This window comes from Flavobacterium sediminilitoris, from assembly GCF_023008245.1.
Taxonomy (GTDB): domain Bacteria; phylum Bacteroidota; class Bacteroidia; order Flavobacteriales; family Flavobacteriaceae; genus Flavobacterium; species Flavobacterium sediminilitoris.
On sequence record NZ_CP090145.1, the window covers coordinates 1,270,228 to 1,291,283 of the forward strand.

Consider the following 21,056-nt stretch of genomic DNA (forward strand, 5'->3'; position numbering starts at 1 on the left):
ATCTTTGTAAAAAAATAACAAATGAATCGCATACTTATTCTTCTTTTCTCATTATTAATGACAAACTTTATGTTTGCTCAAACCTCTTCCGAACAGCAAAAATTGGAAGCAAGAAAAGAGCAAATTACTAAAGAGATTGCAGCTTTTAAAGCCTTACTTCAAGGAGAAAAAAAGAAAGAAAAATCGGTTTTAAGTCAAATAGCAGAACAAAAAGCAAGAATTCGTTTAAGTGAGAAACTAATTTCTACCACAGCTAAACAAATGCGACTACTTGATGACGACATCTATCTAAAACAACTTGAAATTAACAAGCTAAATAGAGAACTGAAAGTATTAAAAGAAGATTATGCAAAAATGATTGTAAAGTCATATAAAAGCAGAAATGATCAAAGTAGAGTAATGTTTGTTTTATCTTCTCAAAATTTCCTTCAAGCTTATAAACGTATTCAGTATATGAAACAATATGCTAGTTTTAGGAAAATGCAAGGAGAAGAAATCGTTGAAAAACAAGATAAATTAACAGAGGCAAAAGCAAAGCAAGAAGCAAGTAAAAAAAATAAAGCAAAAGCTTTAGCAGATAATCAAGCTGAAAAAATAGAATTAGAAAAGCAAAAAGCAGAACAAGAGAAATTAGCAAAAGAATTCCAGAAAAATAAAAAGAAATACGCAGCAGAAATAGATAAAAAAGAAAAAGAGCGTAAAGAAATAGATAAACAAATAAAAAAATTAATAGCAGAAGCTATTGCGGCTGCAAACAAGAAAAATGCAACCAAAACAGGAGTTAAATCTTCAGGTTCTTCTTCAAAATTTGATTTAACACCAGAAGGGAAATTGGTGTCAGATAATTTTAAAGCAAATAAAGGTAAACTGCCTTGGCCAGTAGAAAAAGGATATGTTTATTTAAAATATGGAGATCAGCCACATCCTGTTCATAGTAATCTTACAGTTCATAATAGTGGAGTGGAAATTGCAACAGAACCAGGTTCAGTAGCAAGAGCAATTTTTGATGGAGAAGTACTGCAAATTCAATTGATTAAAGGAAGTAATAAAAAAGTAGTTTTAATACAACATGGAGACTTCATTACAATTTATCAAAATTTAGAAAGCGTAAATGTAAAAGAAGGAGATAAAGTTACTAGAAAACAAAATTTAGGAAGAATACAAACGGATCCTTCAGGAAAAGCTATTTTAAAGTTTATGGTTTCACAAAATGCGAATACATTAAACCCAGAGCAATGGTTATCTAATATGTAATATAAACTTTAACAAGAAAGGTAATAAACATATATCTGGTTTAACAAAGAATTTATATATCTTTGAGATAGTTAATAGCAGTAAATTTTTTTCCATAAAAGGAAAGGGTGAAAAATAAAAGGTCGAATACCTCATTTTCGGCCTTTTTTTGTATATAAAAAAGAGCAAAAACAAACTTTAACAAATTCGGCAAATTTGTTGTATCCAACTTAACAGTATTCCGTCTTATCTTTGACTCGGTTAATAGCAGTAATTTTTTCTACTCAAGGAAAAATTTAAAAGGCCGAAGCGTTCTCTTCGGCCTTTTTTTATTATACAAAAATCCGCATTAAAAAATTTAACAAAAAATACAGATTTGTTGTGTTTATTTTAAGAAAATTCTTGCGTATATTTGATATTAGTTAATAGTAGTAAATTTCCGTAAAAGGAAAGGGTAAAAATTAAAGACCGAACCTCTCATTTCGGTCTTTTTTTATGGAATAAAGTTATTTTAACAAATTCGGCAGATTTATTGTATCCAACTTAACAGTATTCCGTCTTATCTTTGACTCGGTTAATAGCAGTAATTTTTTCTACTCAAAGAAAAAATTTAAAGGTCGAAGTTTTTATTTCGACCTTTTTTATATTTTAGAAATTAATTCTAATGCTTTATTAATTGTTTTCACATTGTCAAATGTAAGCAGTAAGCGAAGTCCATTTTTTGTTTGTTTTTCTTTCATCTTACAAATGTTTCCATTTTGTTGGATACATTGTACTACTTTCATAAAACGATTCGTCTGATAGAAATTACTTTGTTGGTCGCTAATGAAATAACCAATCATTTTTCCTTGTTTTATAATTACTTTTTCTAACCCAAGTGAACTGGCTTTCCACTTTAAACGAACACTGTTTAATAATGCAATTGCGGGTTTTGGTAAAGCACCAAAGCGATCAATTAATTTTTGCTCAAATTTTTCAAGATTAGCCTCACCTTTTATAAGATTTAATTCATTATAAAGATTTAAACGCTCTGTAATATTATTTATATATTCATCTGGGAAAAGTGTCTCAAAATCGGTATCAATTTGTATGTCTTTTACAAATTCTTTAGTTTCTACATCATTTTCTTCTGCATATAATTCTGCAAACTCATTTTCTTTTAATTCTTCAATAGCTTCATTCATGATTTTTTGATAGGTATCAAATCCTATTTCATTAATAAAACCACTTTGTTCACCACCTAATAGATCTCCAGCACCGCGAATTTCTAAATCTTTCATGGCAATATTAAATCCGCTGCCTAATTCACTAAATTGTTCTAATGCTTGAATGCGTTTTCGCGCATCTTCTGTCATGGCAGAATAAGGAGGAGTTATAAAATAACAAAAAGCTTTTTTATTACTTCTTCCCACTCGACCTCGCATTTGATGTAAATCAGAAAGACCAAAGTTATTAGCATTATTGATAAAAATAGTATTAGCGTTTGGAACATCTAATCCACTTTCAATAATAGTGGTTGCTACTAATACATCAAATTCACCTTCCATAAAAGCTAACATTAATTCTTCTAACTTTTTTCCTTCCATTTGTCCATGACCAATACCTACTTTTGCGCCAGGAACTAGTCGCTGAATCATTCCTGCAACTTCTTTGATGTTTTCAATTCGATTATTAATAAAGAAAACTTGACCACCACGCTCAATTTCATACGATATTGCGTCTCTTATTGTTTCTTCATTAAAGCTAACTACGTGTGTTTCTATAGGGTATCGATTAGGAGGAGGAGTTGTAATGACAGATAAATCTCTTGCAGCCATTAATGAAAACTGTAAAGTTCTAGGAATTGGAGTCGCAGTTAGTGTTAAAGTATCAACAGTCTCTGAAATGGTTTTTAATTTGTCTTTTACATTAACACCAAATTTTTGTTCTTCATCAATTATTAATAATCCTAAATCTTTAAATTTTACATTTTTGTTTACTAATTGATGTGTTCCTATAAGAATGTCTAATTTTCCTTCTTCAAGACGTTTTAATGTGTCTGCTTTCTGTTTTGCTGTTCTAAATCGATTTACATAGTCTACAGTAACAGGCATATCTTTTAAACGTTCGGAAAAAGTTCTGTAATGTTGATAGGCTAAAATAGTTGTTGGTACTAAGATGGCAACTTGTTTGCTATTGTCAACAGCTTTGAATGCAGCTCTTATTGCAACTTCTGTTTTTCCAAAACCTACATCGCCACAAACTAAACGATCCATCGGTCTATCGCTTTCCATATCCATTTTTACATCATGAGTAGCTGTAATTTGATTTGGTGTGTCTTCATAGATGAAAGAACTTTCTAATTCTTTTTGTAAATAACTATCAGATGAGCAAGCAAACCCTTTTTCTAGCCTTCGCTTTGCATATAATTGAATCAAGTTAAAAGCAATATGTTTTACCCTTGCTTTTGTTTTTTGTTTTAAAGTTTTCCAAGCATTACTACCTAGTTTGTAAATTTTGGGAGGAGCACCATCTTTTCCGTTATATTTAGATATTTTATGTAGAGAATGAATGCTAACGTAGACAATGTCATTATCTGCATAAACAAGCTTTATAGCTTCTTGTTTTTTTCCTTCAACATCTATTTTTTGTAAACCACCAAATTTCCCAATTCCATGATCAATATGAGTTACATAATCACCAACAGACAAAGAAGTGAGTTCTTTAAGTGTAATAGTTTGTTTTTTTGAATAGCCATTTTTAATGCTAAACTTATGATAGCGCTCAAAGATTTGATGATCTGTATAACAAGCTATTTGTAATTCTTCATCAATGAAGCCTTGAAATAATGGAAAAACCAACGTTTTATATTGTTTTCGAGTAGTTTCATGATTTTCATTATCTATATCTTCAAAAATATCATGAAATCGTCCTGCCTGATTTTCATTGGAACAAAATAAATAATTGGTAATATTGTTAAAATGATTATCACTTAAATTGTTTAATAATAAGTCGAATTGTTTATTGAATGAAGGTTGAGGTTGAATGTGAAATTCAATTTTTTTATCACAATTAAAAATAGTTTTGGAGTGGAGTTCAACAATTGAAAAGTCTAACGCCCTTTTGAGAAACTGTTTTTGATTTAAAAATAATTCTTCTGGTTTTGAATGTTTTATATCTGAAGAAAGTTTTCCAAAAGCTTCATTTGCTTTTTCAAATAACTTATCGAGTTGTTGCCCTAGTAATTCAGTGTTTTGAATAAACAAAACGGTCTTCTCATTGATATAATCTAAAAAACTTTCTCTGTTTTCTTCTAAAAGTTTATTTTCAACATTGGGAATAATACTTATTTTTTTTAGTTTTTCTACAGAAAGCTGAGTTTCAACATCAAAACTTCTAATGCTATCTACTTCGTTTCCAAAAAATTCAATTCTATATGGATGATCGTTTGAAAATGAAAAAACATCAACTATTCCACCTCTAACGGAAAATTCGCCTGGTTCAGTTACAAAATCAACTCTTTTAAAGTTATATTCAAAAAGCGTTTCGTTTATGAAATCAATAGAAAGTTTATCATTTATGTTTAGCTTTAAGGTGTTTTTTTCAAGTTCTCTTCTTGTAACTACTTTTTCAAATATAGCATCAATATAAGAAACAATGATAGCTGGTTTTTTACGAGAGTTGATCCTATTTAAAACTTCTGCTCTTAATAAAATATTTGCATTATCAGTTTCTTCAATTTGATAAGGTCTTCTATAAGATCCAGGATAAAATAAAACATCTTGATCGTTTATTAATTGTTCTAAATCGTTTAAATAATAAGCGGCTTCTTCTTTGTCATTAAAAAGCAAGAGGAAAGGAAGCTCTGATTTTTTAAAAAGAGCATCAATGACAAAAGATAATGATGAACCAATAAGTCCAGAAACATTTATTTTTTTACGATTATTAATGGAATCAGAAATTTGAGCAATTTTAGGTTGTTGCTCATATTTTTTTACTATTTCGGAAGCTTTCAAGGTGTTTAGTATAGTTTGATAAACCTGAATAATGAATTATTCTTCTAATTCAGGTTTTGGTTTGTTTTCATTTTCAATAATTTCATCTTGAAATTTTTTATTAGCTAATCTGGTAGTGTCTAATGCACGAATCATATCATCTTCTCCTATTTCTTTAGGAATTGCTTTTTTAGTAACAACTTCGTCCCATTGAGTGTAAACACCTTTTATCTCTTCATTAATTTCTGTTATTAGTGTAAGAATTCTTTTTTCAGGGATTTCTCCAAGATGAATATAAGTATCTAATGATTTTATCTTTGTATTTAAAGTTACTAATCTGCTTCTTACTTGAGGAATGTTAAAATTTTCAGGAACAGTTAAGCTTAAACTATCTGATTTTTTGGAAACATTTTTTACTTTCATTTGAAAAGCTAATAAAGAAGTTTTAGGTTTTTCTTCTAATTCTCTTTTAAATTGTTGCCATTCATTCCAGTTAGAAATGGTCTCTTTTATTTCAGAGTTAGTGTTTTCAGGAAATACAAATAGCCATTTTTTGGAAATAGACTTAAAAACAGCATCTCTTTTCTGGTTTATTTTAATTGATTCTTCATTTTGTTCTGAAAAATCATTACAGGAAGTAAATCCTATAAACAAAAAAAATATAGGGACTAAATATCTCATTTTTATACGTTATTATAGCAAAAGTAATAATGTTTAGCTAAACTTAGATTATTTATATGTTTTCTTAACATTTTAAAGTCTAAATAAATCATTTAAAATAAATAAATGATCATGGCTAAAATGTTATATTTGCGTACTAATTATATCTAAAAATGAACACAAAAGTTTTGATTATTGGTGCTTGTGGACAAATAGGCACTGAACTTACAGCTAAATTAAGAGCTACTTATGGAGTAGAAAATGTTATTGCTTCAGATATAAGAAAATTAGAAAATGACGTTGTAAATAATGGAATATTTGAGGTTGTAAATGCATTAGATTATAATCAAATAGAACATTTATTGGAGAAGTATAAGATTACGGATGTATACTTAATGGCAGCATTACTTTCTGCAACTGCTGAAAAAAATCCAGCATTTGCATGGGATTTAAATATGAATTCTCTTTTTCATGTGTTAAATCTAGCAAAAGCAGGTAAGATTAAAAAAGTATTTTGGCCATCTAGTATTGCTGTTTTTGGACCAACAACTCCTTCTCAGAATACACCTCAATATACTATAATGGAACCTACAACGGTTTATGGTATCTCAAAACAAACAGGAGAGAGATGGTGTGAGTATTATAATAAACAGTATGGAGTAGATGTTAGAAGTATTCGTTATCCAGGATTAATTAGCTGGAGCACAGAGCCAGGTGGTGGAACTACAGATTATGCAGTAGATATTTATCATAAGGCAATAACCGAAGGAAAATTTACTAGTTTTTTGTCTGAAAATACAGGATTGCCTATGATGTATATGGATGATGCTATAAAAGCAACTATTGGAATTATGCAGGCTCCTGAAGAGCAAATAAAAATAAGATCTTCTTATAATTTATCAGCTATGAGTTTTACACCAAAAGAGATTGCTACTGAAGTTAAAAAACATTATCCAGATTTTACAATAGATTATAATCCAGATTTTAGACAAAAAATAGCAGACAGTTGGCCAGCAAGTATTGATGATACTCCTGCAAGAGAAGATTGGGGATGGAAAAATGATTTTACTATTGAAAACATGACAGAAGATATGTTTGAAAATTTAAAAAAGCATATTTACAATATTTAATTTACTGTTTTTGTAAAGTATCAATTAAAGCATCTTCAATAGGTGCTTTAATTTTTATAACATCATTTGAAATATTATTTGGTATTGTCATGGACAAGACATAATGTTTAATTTTCCAAGTACCGTTTTCTTTAATTAATATACCGCTTCCTCTACAAATTTTCATTTGAGTATTCAATAGTTCATCAAACCAAACTATTTCTCCATTAAGAGAAGAATAAATATTGCGTTCTAAGGTTTTAAAATTCCAAGCTTTTCCTTTGTCAAAATAAGGTTTTGCAAAATTCATAAAAGCTTTTTTATTCCAGTTTTCGGTAGCATCAGTGCCAATAAATATTGATTCTTCAGACATTGCATTAAAATAATCTTCAAAATTGGCCTCTGCTGCTGCTTTATGCCAATTGTTTAGTATGATATTGATTTCTTTTTTTATATCTAATGCTTTTGATTCTGTCTTTTTTTGAGAATAATTGTTTAATGATATAAGTAATATAAGAATATAAATAGATTTCATTGTTTGATTTTTTATAAAGATAAACAAAGTTGTAATATGGAAATTAATCAATTTAGTCTTCTATTGTCAACTTATTTACCAAATGCTCTTTTGTTAAAGACTATTAAAATTCCAACTCCTGTTGAAATTGCCATATCAGCAACATTAAAAATAGCATTAAAAAAAGAAAATTGTTTTCCTCCCCATATAGGTAACCAATCAGGTAAATTTCCTTCCCAGAATGGAAAATAGAGCATATCTACAACTTCTCCATGAAACCACTTGCCATAAGGATCGTCTGAAAAAGCGGTTGCTACTTGATGATAGCTATCATTAAATATAACACCATAGAATACAGAATCTATTATGTTTCCTACTGCTCCTGCTAATATTAATGCTATTGCAGTAATTAGATAATTTGATTGTTCTTTTTTAATAGAATCCCATAGCCACCATGCAATACCAGGAACTACTAAGAGTCTAAATAGAGTAAGGACTAGTTTTCCATATTCTCCTGGAATAACAGCTCCCCAAGCCATTCCTTCATTTTCTATAAAATGGATTCGGAACCAATCAAAAACCTTTATTTCTTCATTAATAAAAAAATGTGTTTTAATATAAATTTTAGATACTTGGTCAATTAGTAAAATTGAAATTACTAAAAAATAGGCTTTCTTTAATGTCATTCTGTAAAAATTTGAACAAAAATAATGATTTTAATATACAAAAAACGCTCCATCAGGAGCGTTAATTAAAATTTTATATAAAGATTAACGTTGTAAATTTTTTGCTTCTATGCTCATAGTCGCATGAGGAACTACTTTTAAGCGTTCTTTACCAATTAATTTACCTGTTACTTTACATATTCCATATGTTTTATTTTCTACACGGAAAAGAGCATTTTTCAAATCGCGTATAAACTTTTCTTGACGAATTGCTAGTTGGGAATTTGCTTCTTTAGACATAGTCTCGCTTCCTTCTTCAAATGCTTTGAAAGTTGGAGAGGTGTCGTCTGTTCCGTTATTTAGATCATTCATATAAGCACTCCTAATCAAATCTAAGTCTGCTTGTGCTTTTTCTATTTTCTTAAGTAAAATTTCTTTAAACTCAGCTAAATCAGCATCTGAATATCTTAATTTATCTTCTACCATAATTTCTAAAATATTAAGTTATTATTTTAATATCATAATAAAAGAATCCTTTATGGAGCTTTATTTTGATATTAATACTCTTGTTTTTACTTCATCAAACTCAATTTCTGTACCATTCTCAATATTGTCTACAAAAATAAGTTCATTTGTTAATGTTTCCGATTTAATGTAATCTGCATTTTCCTTAACGGCTTGTTCTATAACTTTATTGTTTTGTATATGAACTTTTATTTTGTCAGTTACTTCAAATCCTGAATCTTTTCTAATGTTTTGAATTCTATTCACTAATTCTCTAGCAATACCTTCATTACGCAACTCATCTGTAATTGTGATATCCAAAGCAACAGTTATACCGTTTGCATTTGCGACTAACCAACCAGGAATGTCTTGTGAAGAAATCTCAACATCTTCGCTTGTTAAATTAATACTTTTTCCTGAAATGTCAAGTGTTAATTTACTTTCTTTATCCAAAATATTTATTTGATCTTGTGTTAAATTTTGTATCTCTTTGAAAATCAATCCCATATCTTTCCCGAATCGCGGTCCAAGTGCTTTAAAATTAGGTTTGATTTGTTTTACTAACACACCAGATGCATCATCTAATAATTCTATTTCTTTTACGTTAACTTCCGCCTTAATTAGATCAGAAATAGCCTCAATTTCGACTTTAAAATCTTTGTCAAGCACCGGAATCATTACTCTTTGCAACGGCTGACGCACTTTAATCATTTCTTTCTTGCGAAGTGATAATACCAGTGAAGAAACTGTTTGTGCTTTTAACATTCTGCTTTCTAATGATTTATCAACAAACTTTTCAACGTATTTTGGAAACTCGGCCAAATGTACACTATCAAAGTTTTCTGACTGTGTTGCTTGTGTTAAATCTTTGTAAAGCTTATCCATGAAGAATGGGGCTATAGGTGCTGCTAATTTAGAAACTGTAATCAAACAAGTATAAAGTGTTTGATAAGCCGCAATTTTATCTTGAGCATATTCACCTTTCCAGAAACGTCTTCTACATAAGCGCACATACCAGTTACTTAAATTCTCTTGAACAAAATCCGAAATAGCACGTGCTGCTTTTGTTGGTTCATATTCAGCATAAAACACATCAACATCATTAATTAAGGTGTTCAACTCTGATAAAATCCAACGATCAATTTCTGGTCTTTCATTTAAAGGAATTTCAGCTTCTTCATATTTAAAGCCGTCAATATTTGCATACAATGCAAAGAATGAATATGTATTGTAAAGTGTTCCAAAGAATTTTCTTCTTACTTCAGCAATTCCTTCTAAATCAAATTTTAAGTTATCCCATGGATTTGCATTCGCAATCATGTACCAACGCGTAGCGTCTGGACCATATTCAGTTAATGTTGTAAATGGGTCTATTGCATTACCTAGACGTTTGGACATTTTTTGTCCGTTTTTATCTAATACTAATCCGTTAGAGACTACATTTTTATAAGCTACTTTATCAAAAACTAAAGTTCCGATAGCGTGTAATGTATAGAACCATCCACGTGTTTGATCTACTCCTTCTGCAATAAAATCAGCAGGAAAATCTTGATTACCTTCAATCTTTTCTTTATTTTCAAATGGATAGTGCCATTGTGCATAAGGCATAGAACCAGAATCGAACCAAACATCAATTAAATCACTCTCACGACGCATTGGCTTACCTGAAGCAGAAACCAATACTATACTATCCACTACATTTTTATGTAAATCAACTAAATCGTAGTTTTCTTCTGTCATGTTCCCTATTTCAAATCCTTTATAAGGATTCTCACTCATAAAACCAGCAGCAATTGCCTTTTCAATAGCATTGTACAATTCTTCAACTGAACCCATTATTACCTCTTCTGTACCATCTTCAGTTCTCCAAATTGGCAAAGGGATACCCCAATAACGCGAACGTGATAAATTCCAATCGTTTGCATTTTTTAACCAATTTCCAAAACGGCCTTCTCCTGTAGCTTTTGGCTTCCAGTTAATCGTTTCATTTAAATCAAACATACGATCTTTTACATCCGTAATTTTGATAAACCATGAATCCAATGGGTAATATAAAATTGGCTTATCCGTTCTCCAGCAATGTGGATAACTGTGCACATATTTCTCAACCTTAAAGGCTTTATTCTCTTCTTTTAAACGAATCGCGATTTCAACATCCACTGATTTCTCCGGTGCTTCTCCTTCGTTGTAATACTCATTTTTCACATATTTCCCTGCAAAATCACCCATTTGACTTACAAACTTCCCTTGTAAATCTACTAATGGAACAGGATTCCCATTTTCATCCAAAACCAACATAGGTGGCACTTCAGGAGTAGCTTCTTTAGCCACTTTAGCATCATCTGCACCAAATGTAGGCGCAGTATGCACGATACCCGTACCATCTTCTGTCGTTACGAAATCACCAGAAATTACACGGAATGCGTTTTCTGGTGTTTGATATGGCAAAGTGAATGGCAATAATTGCTCGTATTTAATCCCTACTAAATCAGCCCCCTTTGATTCAGCTAAAATTTGGTACGGTATTTTTTTATCATCTGCTTTGTAATTTGTGAAATCTTCTTCAGATTCTGCAACAAAATATTTTCCACCAAATTGTTTTCCAACTAAATTTTTAGCCAAAACAACATTGATTGGTTCGAATGTATATTGATTAAACGTTTTAACTAATACATAATCGATTTTAGGTCCAACTGTTAAAGCTGTATTCGATGGTAATGTCCAAGGAGTAGTTGTCCATGCTAAAAAGTGAACCGTTCCAAAACCCTGTAAAAAATTAGGTAAAGTAGATTCAATTGCTTTAAACTGTGCTACAATTGTTGTATCGGTTACATCACGATACGAACCTGGTTGGTTTACTTCGTGAGAAGATAATCCCGTTCCGGCTTTTGGAGAATACGGTTGGATTGTATAGCCTTTGTACATTAAATCTTTCGAGTAGATTTGCTTTAACAACCACCAAACCGATTCCATGTATTTTGATTTGTAGGTCACATATGGGTCTTCCATATCTACCCAATAACCCATTTTTTCAGTTAAGTCGTTCCAAACATCAGTATAACGCATTACTGTACGCTTACATGCTTCATTATATTCTTCAACTGAAATTTTAGTACCTATATCTTCTTTAGTAATTCCTAATTCTTTCTCCGTACCTAGTTCAACAGGTAGGCCATGTGTGTCCCAACCTGCTTTGCGTTTTACTTGGAAACCTTTTTGAGTTTTATAACGGCAAAAAATATCTTTAATAGCACGAGCCATTACATGGTGAATACCAGGTAATCCATTTGCTGAAGGTGGTCCTTCAAAAAAAACATAAGGTTGGTTCCCTTCTCTTGTAGTAACACTTTTCTCAAAGATGTTTTCTTCTTTCCAAAAATCAAGGACTTCAGACGCCACTTTTGGCAAGTCAAGTCCTTTGTATTCAGTAAATTTTGTGCTCATTATTATTGCTTTCTATAATCAAAGATGCGAAAATACTAAATTTCAAATAATTGTATCGTTTTTTAGCTAGAAAAAGAAGATTGTTGTTCTTGAAATAAAATAATTTGAGTAGAGGGTAGTTGTTTTTTTTAAAATTAAGTTTAAACTGCCTTTGATGTAAGTATAAATAGAGATTTTATCTAAAAAAAAATAGAAATTTATGTAGTAGTTGTATTTTGAAATTTATGTGAATAAAAGAGGTTTCGCATTTATGTGAAACCTCTTTTTTGCTCCCCCTCTTGGGCTCGAACCAAGGACCCTCTGATTAACAGTCAGATGCTCTAACCAGCTGAGCTAAGGAGGAATAACCAATATTTTGCATTTAAGAAGTGAAAAGCCACTCATTATGAATGGCTTTTTTTGCTCCCCCTCTTGGGCTCGAACCAAGGACCCTCTGATTAACAGTCAGATGCTCTAACCAACTGAGCTAAGGAGGAAGGTGTTTTACCTTTAATGCGGTGCAAATATAAGCTGAAAATTTATTTTCACAAACAAAATATGAAAAAATATTAGAAAAATTTATCAGCTACTAATTGATAGATGTCTTTTCCAAAGGTTAAAGCCATTAAAGTCAGTAAGATAATCATTCCTGCGGTTTGAACATATCCCATTGTTTTATTGCTTAAAGTTTTACCTGTAATCATTTCGGCAATGGTAAAAAGGGCATGTCCACCATCCAATCCTGGTATAGGGAGTAAGTTCATGAAAGCAAGTCCGATTGAAAATAATGCGGTAAAATTCCAAATAAACTCCCAATTCCATGTGTCTGGTAATCGTCTAGCTATTCCTACGGGACTTTGTATTTGGGTGTATGCACCTGTTTTTGGTCTTACAATTAATTTTAAACTTTGAACATTGTATTTAAATAATGACCAAGATTGACTTACTGCTTCAGGAAATGCTTGAGCAAAGTTTAACTTTTCAGTAATGATGTATTGATCATCCTTTTTATCAAATCCAATACCGAGTGTTCCTTTTTTATCTAAAGTTGTTTTTAGATCAATGTTTTTTTTGTTTCTTAAAACAGTTAATGTGATTTCTTTTTCTTTATTTTCGGAAAGTATTTTTTTTAAATCTTTGTTCGATTCTATTTTTATATTATTAACGGCTATAATGACGTCATTAAATTCTATTTTGGCTTTTTCGGCAGGAGAATTTTCCGAAATAATATTTACAAAAGCTTTTTTTAGATTGAAATTTTGGTCAATAAAAAGGGTTTTATTGAAGCTATCTATACCAGTGCTGTCTACTTTTGTTTTTAATGTTATTTCTTGGCTATTTCTTTTAATAATAAGATTTATTGAGTCATTTTTATGTGTTTTTAGTGCGTCAATTAATTGATCTAAATAAACAAAGCGTTCGTTATTTATTCCAATAATTTCATCAAATCGTTTAAGATTAGAATTGTTTTTGTTTATAGAGTCAATAAAAAACTCGTTAAGTTTCCATCTTGCATGTACAAATCCTTTGCCTTCTTTTTTTATGATTTCACCTTTTTGTTCATCAGTTAATAAAAGTTCTATTTTTTCACCTTGACGATCCACTTCAATTTTATCACCAAAAAGAACTCCCATGTTCATGAATTTAAAATCATCATGATGTTTACCATCTATACTTATAATTTTGTCTCCATTTTTAAATCCTACGCTTTGACCTACTTCGCCAAATGCTAATCCATTTTTTTGAAGTTCATCAGTTGAAATGATTTTTTTACCAACAGTAGTGTACATTATTGTAAAAATAAGCCAAGCAAGAAGAATATTAACAATAATTCCTCCAAGCATAATAATTAATCTCTGCCATGCAGGTTTTGATCTAAATTCCCATGGTTGAGGTTCTGTGTTCATTTGCTCAGTATCCATACTTTCATCAATCATTCCGGATAATTTTACGTAGCCACCTAATGGAAGCCAGCCAATTCCCCATTCGGTTTCTCCTATTTTCTTTTTGATAAGTGAAAAACCAGCATCCATGAATAAGTAGAATTTTTCAACTCTTACTTTAAATAGTTTTGCAGTAATGTAATGTCCAAATTCATGAAGAATTACTAAAACAGAAAGTATGAATAATATTTGTGCTAATTGAATCATTTTTATGTATGCATTTTAATTTGAACGACAAAAGTAAGGTTTTCGCCTTACTTTTTATCATTATTTTATTTAGGACTTATTTTTTTATAAAATTTTTATGAAACACACCGTTGTTTGTTGTTATTTGAATAAAATATGGGCCGTTTGATAATGAATTAATAGTAATGTCTTTTTCTTTTTTTGTTAAAACCAATTGGCCTAATGCATTAAAAAATAAAACTTTTTCTATTGAGATAGTGTTAGGTAAGTTTATGTGAATTTTATTGGAACTAGGATTAGGAGAAATTGAGATAGTTTTGTCTATTGTAAAATAGTCGTTTGATAACGTAGCTGTGTTATTGTTTGAAATAATATCCTTATTAGGGTCAAACTCAATATCGATAACTTGGAAAGGTACATTTACGATGAAATCTTCATTATTTGTTGTGTTATTGATAAGGAAATCTTGAGATTGACTAGCGTCTCCTATTAGTCGGATTAATAAAGGCATTTCAAAAAAAGTAACAGAAGAGTTAGACTGTGATTGGTTTACTGTGATTTTTGCTTGTCCTGCTCCTAAATTTTGAGCTGTTATGGTGTAAATTGGATATCCTTCATTGTAAACCCAATCATTAAAAAATTCACTAAAATCTAATCCAGAAACAAGTTCTAAATGATTTTGAAATTCAGGTGTTGTAGCATATTTATATGCTAAATTTGGGTCTGCTAAATAGTTTTTTAATGCTTGAAAAAAATTAGCATCTCCTATTTTGTAACGAATCATGTTAGTAACCATAGCTCCTTTATTATAGGTTATTCTGCTACTGAAAATTCTATTTACATTTGTTATTTGAGAATCGGTTAAGTATAAATTGCCATCTGGTTGTGATGTTATACTATTTATTTTGTTTTGTTTCCAATTGATAAATGATGTGTTTCCGTCTAAATTTTCAACTACTAATCCAGACATATATTCTGTAATTCCTTCATTTAACCAAATATCTTTCCAACTTCCGCAAGTAACTTTATTGCCAAACCATTGATGAGCCATTTCGTGGGCAATTAATCCTCTAGACCATGACCCCATAAATGAAACGGTAGTATGTTCCATTCCTCCTCCCCATCCAAATTGTGCATGACCATATTTTTCATTTCTAAAAGGATATTCTCCTATTAGACTTTCATATAAATTCATGATTGTAGGTGTTACGGCAAGGCTGTTTTGTGTTGTAGAAGCATTTTCGGGGTAAATATAATTCACAATAGGGAAGAAGGGACTTTGAGTAGATCCTAAACCTCCTTGTTGATTGTAAATTTGATAGTTGGTAACAGCAATTGCTATCAAATATGCTGGAATAGGGTATCCATGATGATAATGTGTTGTTTTTGTTCCGTTTCCATTATCTGTTATAGATTGTTCTAATCCATTTGAAACACTAATATATTGTGATGGAGCAGTAATGTGGACATCGATAGTTTCTATTTTGTCATTTAAATCTTGTTTGCATGGCCACCAATCTCTGGCACCATAAGGTTCAGATAATGTATATAATATGGGCATTCCTGAATGAGTATTTGTGGTAAAAGCTTGTTCTGCTGTTGAAGGAACTCCAGAATAACTGATTTCAATTGTTGCAGAGTTTCCTATTGTTAAGGTAGAAGGAAGGTTGATTTCTAATTCATGCGAGTTATTGTGGGTGTAACTTAGATTAATTCCATCTTTTTTTATCGAAATAATTGTAAATGGAGAGGATACTTTTTTATAAAAATCGAATATAACAGTATTCATGTTTTCTAGTGCCGTAAAAGTTGTTTTTACTTGACCTTCTATGTTATATATGGCAGGATCAACAGTGAATTTTAATTCATGATAGGTAATGTCATAATTAGCAGTATTTGGGTTGGATTGAAAATTTTGAATTGAAGAAGCTGATTTCATTTCAGATTCAACCATTTTTTGAAAACCATCATTATCTACTTGAGAAAAGGAGAACAATGAATGGATTATTGATGAAAATAGTAATATTTTTTTCATTATTCGATAGGATAAGTTTAACGAATATATGAAATTTATGTTAAATAAAAAGGGACTGTTTAAAAAACAGCCCCTAAAATAACTAACTAAAATTATTTTTTAATAAAATTACCAACCTGGATTTTGTTGATCAGCTAGCGTTGGATTCGTGTTTAATTCCGCTTGTGGTATCGGCCATAGGAACCTGTAATCTGAACTTGGAATTGCAGCAACTCCTAATGCTCCAGTGTAAGGTGTGCCTAAAACAAATGCTGAGGCAGGTGGATTGCCATTTGCAACTTTAGCTGGAATACCATCAATTGGGAATAAATCATCTACTTGAAGCCTGTGGATATCTCCCCATCTTTTGCCTTCCATTAAAAACTCAATTCTTCTTTCTTTTAAGATTGCACCTACTAACTCAGTAGCATCTGCAAAATTTGCAGCAGTATAAGCTTGTGTTATAGGGTCGGCAAGAGATCTATTTCTTACTTCGTTGAGTTTATTTAAGGCTTCGGTTAAATCTGGTGCTGTTTTTCTTGCATATGCTTCAGCCATGTTTAATAGTACTTCAGCATAGCGAATAACAGGTGCTGCATCGGTGTAATCATCGGTGTCTCTATATTTGGCTGTGTATTTTCTACCAGAAAATGTAAAAATCATTCCATCTGGCTTTCCATCACTATTATAAGTTTCGCTTCTTCTTTTATCATCAGCTAACCAATTAGGATCTCTCCAAATAATTGGGCTAATACAAACTAATCTTCTTCTATTGTATTGAGATGCTATGGCTCCATTTACTCCAGGATTATTTGTTGAGGCTTGAAGAGTTGAAAAAATAGATTCAGAATTACCATAATTGTCATCAAATGGACCATCTGGCTCAGGAGTTAATGTATATGAAGTTAATTTAGTGCCTTCTGTAATAACATTATCCCAATCTCTTTTGTGAAGAAAAACTCTAGTTTTAAAAGCTATTGCTGCGTTTTTACTAGCTTTGGTTAAGTCCGAAGTTGTTATTAAGTTCTCAGCATCATTTAGATCTGAGATGATTTTTGTGTAACATTCTTGAACTGTGTTTCTAGGTTTTAAAAGTTCACTATCAATTTCTTCTTGTGTATCGACACCTACTTCTCTGTATGGAATGCCTAAGTGTGTAGCTCCTGGTGTAGCGTTATATGGTCTTGAAAAATGATTTAATAGTTCAAAATGAGTAATAGCTCTTAAAAATTTAGCTTGTCCGATATAGTTGTCTGCAACAGCTTGAGAGATAATTCCGTTAGCAACAGCTCCAGTAACTCCTTCAATCATTAAATTACATCTATTTATTAAACGATATCCATCAATCCAATAATAGACATTGTTAGCAGTACCAGGGTCGTAGGTAGCAGTATATGTTAATTGATAAAAAGTAGCAGTATTTACGACATCTTCTCCTCTACAATCTCCTTGTTGTACAAATGCAGCTCCCCATATATAGCCTCTGCCTCCATTTGGATTGGTTGAGTTATATTGGCCAATTGCAGCGGAATTATAAACACCATTCATTGAACTTTCAATTAATGAAGGAGTAGAGAAGCTTAATTCTAAAGGGATGTTGTTTACAGGTGTAAGATCTAATATTGCTTCTTCTGTGCAAGAATTTAATCCGAATAAAAGAACCAAAATTCCTAAAAGTTTTGATATGTTTTTCATTTTCATTTTTTTAAAGTTTTACATTGATCCCCATTGAGAAAATTTTTGCTCTAGGTGTTCCGTTTAAATCAACACCTGCACTTTCCATTTCTGGATTAAGACCTTTATACTTTGTTATTATAAGCATATTTTGTGCTTGAACAAAAAATCTAAAAGCATCTACTTTTATAATATCAGTTACTGTTTTTGGTAAATTATAAGCTAAAGTAACATTATCCAAACTGATGAAGTCTCCATCTTCTACAAAACGAGATGTGGCAATACTAGTTAGGTTAGTAAAGGTGTTAGAACTTGCCCATAATCTTGGAGTAATACCATCACCAGGATTGTCTATACTTTGCCATCTTCCTAATATTTCGGTACTGTTGTTGTTTAAGTTTTGGGTTAATAAATCTCTTCTAGTTGAATTGAATATTTTATTTCCTCCACTAAATCTAAATAAGAAACTGAAATCTAAATTTTTGTAACTAAGTTTAGAGTTAAACCCACCATAATATTTAGGTAATGTATTTCCTAAAATTACTCTATCTGTTGATGCGCTTAGAGAAGAAGAAGTACTTAAATCTGATGGATTATTTGGATCGAAAACAAAATAAGTCCCTGTAGGAATGTTTCCTTGCACTAAACTTCCATCTGCTTTATAGTAAACAGGATTACCATTTGCAGGGTTTACACCCCAATATTTAATCCCATATAATGAATTAATAGATTCGCCAACTCTAATAATATTATTTGTTCCAGGAGGTAATTCTGTTGCTCCATTTGGAAGAGAAGTTATTTCATTTTTAATAAAGGAAATGTTGGCTCCGATGTTCCATTTTAAATGGTCTTTGTTGATTACATTGTATTCAATGGAGAACTCTAATCCTGTGTTATCTACTGATCCTGTGTTTTTTGATATTGAGTTGTTTGGTATGCCTAATGTAGGGGCAGTAGGGACATCTAAAATTAATCCATCACTATTATTTTTAAAATAATCAAAAGTGAATTGAATTTTATTGTTTAATAAACTGAAATCAACACCAAAATCTGTTTTCTTGCTAGACTCCCAATTTAAATCATAAGTTCCATATTGAGTAAATCCAATACCATTCAAACTTCCATATTGAGAAGGACTTGTTAAATTTAAATAAGGATAACTTCCAATATTAGTATTTGCAACTTGAGAATAAGATCCTCTAATTTTAAATTCTGAAACAATGTGATTGATATTTTCCATGAAACTTTCTTTTGCAATATTCCATCCTGCAGAATACCCTGTAAAAGTTGCCCATCTATTTTCCGGAGCTAATTGAGAAAGACCATCACGTCTAATAGATCCTTGTAAAAAATACTTTTGTTTGTAATTATAATTTAAACGGCCAATATATGATATAATTCCTGTTTCTATAATGCCTCCTCCAGACTCTTGTGTATTGTAAGAACCAGTAACTAAGTTTTGATTATAGAATTCATCCAATAAACCCTTTCCAACTCCAAAGAATGATTGGTTTTTTTGTTTTTGATACTCTGTTACGAGTGTTAAACCAATATTGTGGTGTTCTGCAAAAGTTTTATTGTAGTTTAAAATATTTTGCCAGTTCCATCGTAATAGATCTGTATTGTTATTTTGTAGTCTTCCATTAGAGCTGTTGCCGTCTCCATGTACAGGGTTCCAGTATAAAAAACCACTTGTTATAGGATTGTCAGCACTTGCTTGCATTCTAAAGTTTAATCCTTTAGTAATATCAGCGGAGATAAAGAAGTTTGCTAGAGTTCGATTTACTTTAGAATAATATTTATTATGATCTAATACATAAACAATATTTGGAATATTATCACCAACAGCATCAGTATTATCCCATTGACCGACAACAGTATCATCTAAATTATACCCTGTTGGGTTGTTGTTATCGTATATCGGAGTATTAGGTAATTGTCTGGTAGCATTGAATATATTACCTGATAATGAGCTGGTTCCAGTATTTAATCCATTGTATTCAGTTCTAGTAAGAGCTAAACCTCCTCCCATAGATAACCATTTGTTTAAATCATGTTCAATATTGGTTCTCATAGAATAGCGTACCATATCATTTGCTTTTGCAATTCCTGATTGTTCGGTATATCCAATAGACATAAAGTATTTTGTTTTTTCAGATCCTCCGTTAAATGACAAGCTATGGTCCATTTGAAGTGCGCTTTTATTTAAAACAGCTGCTTGCCAATCCGTATTATAAGTATCACCAACGGCCCAAGGTGCTTGACCTCTGTTTGTTCTTTTTTCATTAGCAATCACTAGAAAATCTGGAGTTTCCAATAGATCAAATGTTTTTACAGCAGAAGCAAAACCTATGACATTATTGTAATTTATAGACATTGTTCCTTTTTTTCCTTTTTTTGTAGTTATTAATATAACTCCATTTGCTGCTCTTGAACCATATATTGCAGTTGCTGCTCCATCTTTTAAAACTTCATAAGATTCAATATCGTTTGGATTAAGGTCACCTAATGCATTTGTACTTGCATAACCACCTATGTCTCCTGTGTAAACAGGCATTCCGTCAATTACAACAAGAGGGTAAGTTCCTGAAGTAATTGAAGCGATACCTCTGATTCGAATCCTTGGGACTTCACCAATTATTCCATTTGAAGTTGTTATTTGTACACCAGCGGCTCTACCTGCTAGTTGTCCTTCAAAACTAGGAGTAACAAGCCCTTGAATAGCATCTCCTTTTATTTGTGATACTGACCCAGTTACTTCACTTTTCTTTTGAGTTCCATAACCTACAACTACAATAGTTTCAAGAGCTGTAACTTCTTCTTCTAATATTATATTTAGTACAGTTGATGTTACAATAACTTCTTGTGTTTTCATACTAACATAACTGAAGACTAAAGTTGCTCCTTGTTTAGTGTTAATTTTAAATTTCCCATCAAAATCGGCTTGCGTTCCGTTGTTGCTTCCTTTTTCGACAATAGATACCCCTGGCAAGGGAAGTCCATTGACATCAGATACTGTTCCGGAAACAGTTTTGACCTGTGCTAAAATCAACTGTCCTAACATTAATACTATTAATGTTAGTAATTTGTTAAATTTAAATTTCATACGTTATAAAAAATTGGATTAGTTCTTACAAAGATTATGAAATTTTTTATT

The 21,056-nt window shown here is 31.1% G+C and carries 12 protein-coding genes and 2 tRNA genes; 2 read left to right on the top strand and 12 right to left on the bottom strand.

Features of this window, described 5'->3' with window-relative positions; translation table 11 throughout:
- The first annotated feature begins 21 nt into the window (after positions 1-21).
- On the top strand, positions 22-1,254 hold the full coding sequence (locus tag LXD69_RS05875; RefSeq protein WP_045970019.1) for a murein hydrolase activator EnvC family protein: 1,233 nt from the start codon (positions 22-24) through the stop codon (positions 1,252-1,254).
- 620 nt (positions 1,255-1,874) lie between these two features.
- On the opposite strand, the gene mfd is transcribed toward LXD69_RS05875, so the two are convergent.
- Both mfd and LXD69_RS05885 read right to left on the bottom strand, forming a co-directional pair.
- Entirely contained in the window at positions 1,875-5,183 is a 3,309-nt protein-coding gene (mfd, locus tag LXD69_RS05880; RefSeq protein WP_394799753.1) for a transcription-repair coupling factor, read from the bottom strand.
- 81 nt (positions 5,184-5,264) lie between these two features.
- On the bottom strand, positions 5,265-5,888 hold the full coding sequence (locus LXD69_RS05885; RefSeq protein WP_246918207.1) for a hypothetical protein: 624 nt from the start codon (positions 5,886-5,888) through the stop codon (positions 5,265-5,267).
- A 152-nt stretch (positions 5,889-6,040) separates the two neighbouring features.
- Here LXD69_RS05885 and LXD69_RS05890 point away from each other — a divergent pair, with 152 nt between their 5' ends.
- Positions 6,041-6,997 carry an NAD-dependent epimerase/dehydratase family protein gene (locus LXD69_RS05890; RefSeq protein ID WP_246918208.1) on the top strand — a complete coding sequence of 319 codons (957 nt, stop codon included), beginning with the start codon at positions 6,041-6,043 and terminating at the stop codon, positions 6,995-6,997.
- Between the two features lies 1 nt (position 6,998).
- Here the strand turns inward: LXD69_RS05890 and LXD69_RS05895 are convergent, their stop codons facing one another.
- From LXD69_RS05895 to LXD69_RS05940, 10 genes are all read right to left on the bottom strand, one after another.
- Positions 6,999-7,511, bottom strand: a complete 513-nt coding sequence (locus LXD69_RS05895; protein WP_246918212.1) for a nuclear transport factor 2 family protein — start codon at positions 7,509-7,511, stop codon at positions 6,999-7,001.
- A gap of 71 nt (positions 7,512-7,582) precedes the next feature.
- On the bottom strand, positions 7,583-8,176 hold the full coding sequence (locus LXD69_RS05900) for a lipoprotein signal peptidase (protein WP_045969947.1): 594 nt from the start codon (positions 8,174-8,176) through the stop codon (positions 7,583-7,585).
- An 84-nt stretch (positions 8,177-8,260) separates the two neighbouring features.
- Positions 8,261-8,641, bottom strand: a complete 381-nt coding sequence (locus tag LXD69_RS05905; protein WP_045969946.1) for a TraR/DksA family transcriptional regulator — start codon at positions 8,639-8,641, stop codon at positions 8,261-8,263.
- Positions 8,642-8,701: 60 nt separating this feature from the next.
- The gene (ileS, locus tag LXD69_RS05910) at positions 8,702-12,103 is read right to left on the bottom strand and encodes an isoleucine--tRNA ligase (RefSeq protein WP_246918213.1); all 3,402 of its coding nucleotides are present in this window, start codon (positions 12,101-12,103) and stop codon (positions 8,702-8,704) included.
- Between the two features lie 269 nt (positions 12,104-12,372).
- A tRNA-Asn gene (locus tag LXD69_RS05915) sits at positions 12,373-12,446 on the bottom strand.
- Positions 12,447-12,505: 59 nt separating this feature from the next.
- Positions 12,506-12,579, bottom strand: a tRNA-Asn gene (locus LXD69_RS05920).
- A gap of 72 nt (positions 12,580-12,651) precedes the next feature.
- A complete protein-coding gene (locus LXD69_RS05925; protein WP_045970011.1) occupies positions 12,652-14,232 on the bottom strand; it encodes a site-2 protease family protein in 1,581 nt (526 codons plus the stop codon).
- Positions 14,233-14,308: 76 nt separating this feature from the next.
- On the bottom strand, positions 14,309-16,246 hold the full coding sequence (locus LXD69_RS05930) for a M1 family aminopeptidase (protein WP_246918215.1): 1,938 nt from the start codon (positions 16,244-16,246) through the stop codon (positions 14,309-14,311).
- 108 nt (positions 16,247-16,354) lie between these two features.
- Positions 16,355-17,920: a RagB/SusD family nutrient uptake outer membrane protein gene (locus LXD69_RS05935; RefSeq protein WP_246918216.1), complete on the bottom strand. Its 1,566-nt coding sequence runs from the start codon at positions 17,918-17,920 to the stop codon at positions 16,355-16,357.
- A gap of 10 nt (positions 17,921-17,930) precedes the next feature.
- Positions 17,931-21,005, bottom strand: a complete 3,075-nt coding sequence (locus LXD69_RS05940) for a SusC/RagA family TonB-linked outer membrane protein (protein ID WP_246918220.1) — start codon at positions 21,003-21,005, stop codon at positions 17,931-17,933.
- Positions 21,006-21,056: the final 51 nt, after the last annotated feature.

Excerpts from the sequence above, each read along its gene's own strand:
- LXD69_RS05875 (WP_045970019.1), top strand. The coding sequence starts at position 22 with ATGAATCGCATACTTATTCTTCTTTTCTCATTATTAATGACAAACTTT.
- LXD69_RS05935 (WP_246918216.1), bottom strand. The coding sequence starts at position 17,920 with ATGAAAAACATATCAAAACTTTTAGGAATTTTGGTTCTTTTATTCGGA.
- LXD69_RS05905 (WP_045969946.1), bottom strand. The coding sequence starts at position 8,641 with ATGGTAGAAGATAAATTAAGATATTCAGATGCTGATTTAGCTGAGTTT.
- LXD69_RS05895 (WP_246918212.1), bottom strand. The coding sequence starts at position 7,511 with ATGAAATCTATTTATATTCTTATATTACTTATATCATTAAACAATTAT.
- LXD69_RS05925 (WP_045970011.1), bottom strand. The coding sequence starts at position 14,232 with ATGATTCAATTAGCACAAATATTATTCATACTTTCTGTTTTAGTAATT.
- LXD69_RS05890 (WP_246918208.1), top strand. The coding sequence starts at position 6,041 with ATGAACACAAAAGTTTTGATTATTGGTGCTTGTGGACAAATAGGCACT.
- LXD69_RS05930 (WP_246918215.1), bottom strand. The coding sequence starts at position 16,246 with ATGAAAAAAATATTACTATTTTCATCAATAATCCATTCATTGTTCTCC.
- LXD69_RS05885 (WP_246918207.1), bottom strand. The coding sequence starts at position 5,888 with ATGAGATATTTAGTCCCTATATTTTTTTTGTTTATAGGATTTACTTCC.
- LXD69_RS05900 (WP_045969947.1), bottom strand. The coding sequence starts at position 8,176 with ATGACATTAAAGAAAGCCTATTTTTTAGTAATTTCAATTTTACTAATT.
- LXD69_RS05940 (WP_246918220.1), bottom strand. The coding sequence starts at position 21,005 with ATGAAATTTAAATTTAACAAATTACTAACATTAATAGTATTAATGTTA.
- ileS (WP_246918213.1), bottom strand. The coding sequence starts at position 12,103 with ATGAGCACAAAATTTACTGAATACAAAGGACTTGACTTGCCAAAAGTG.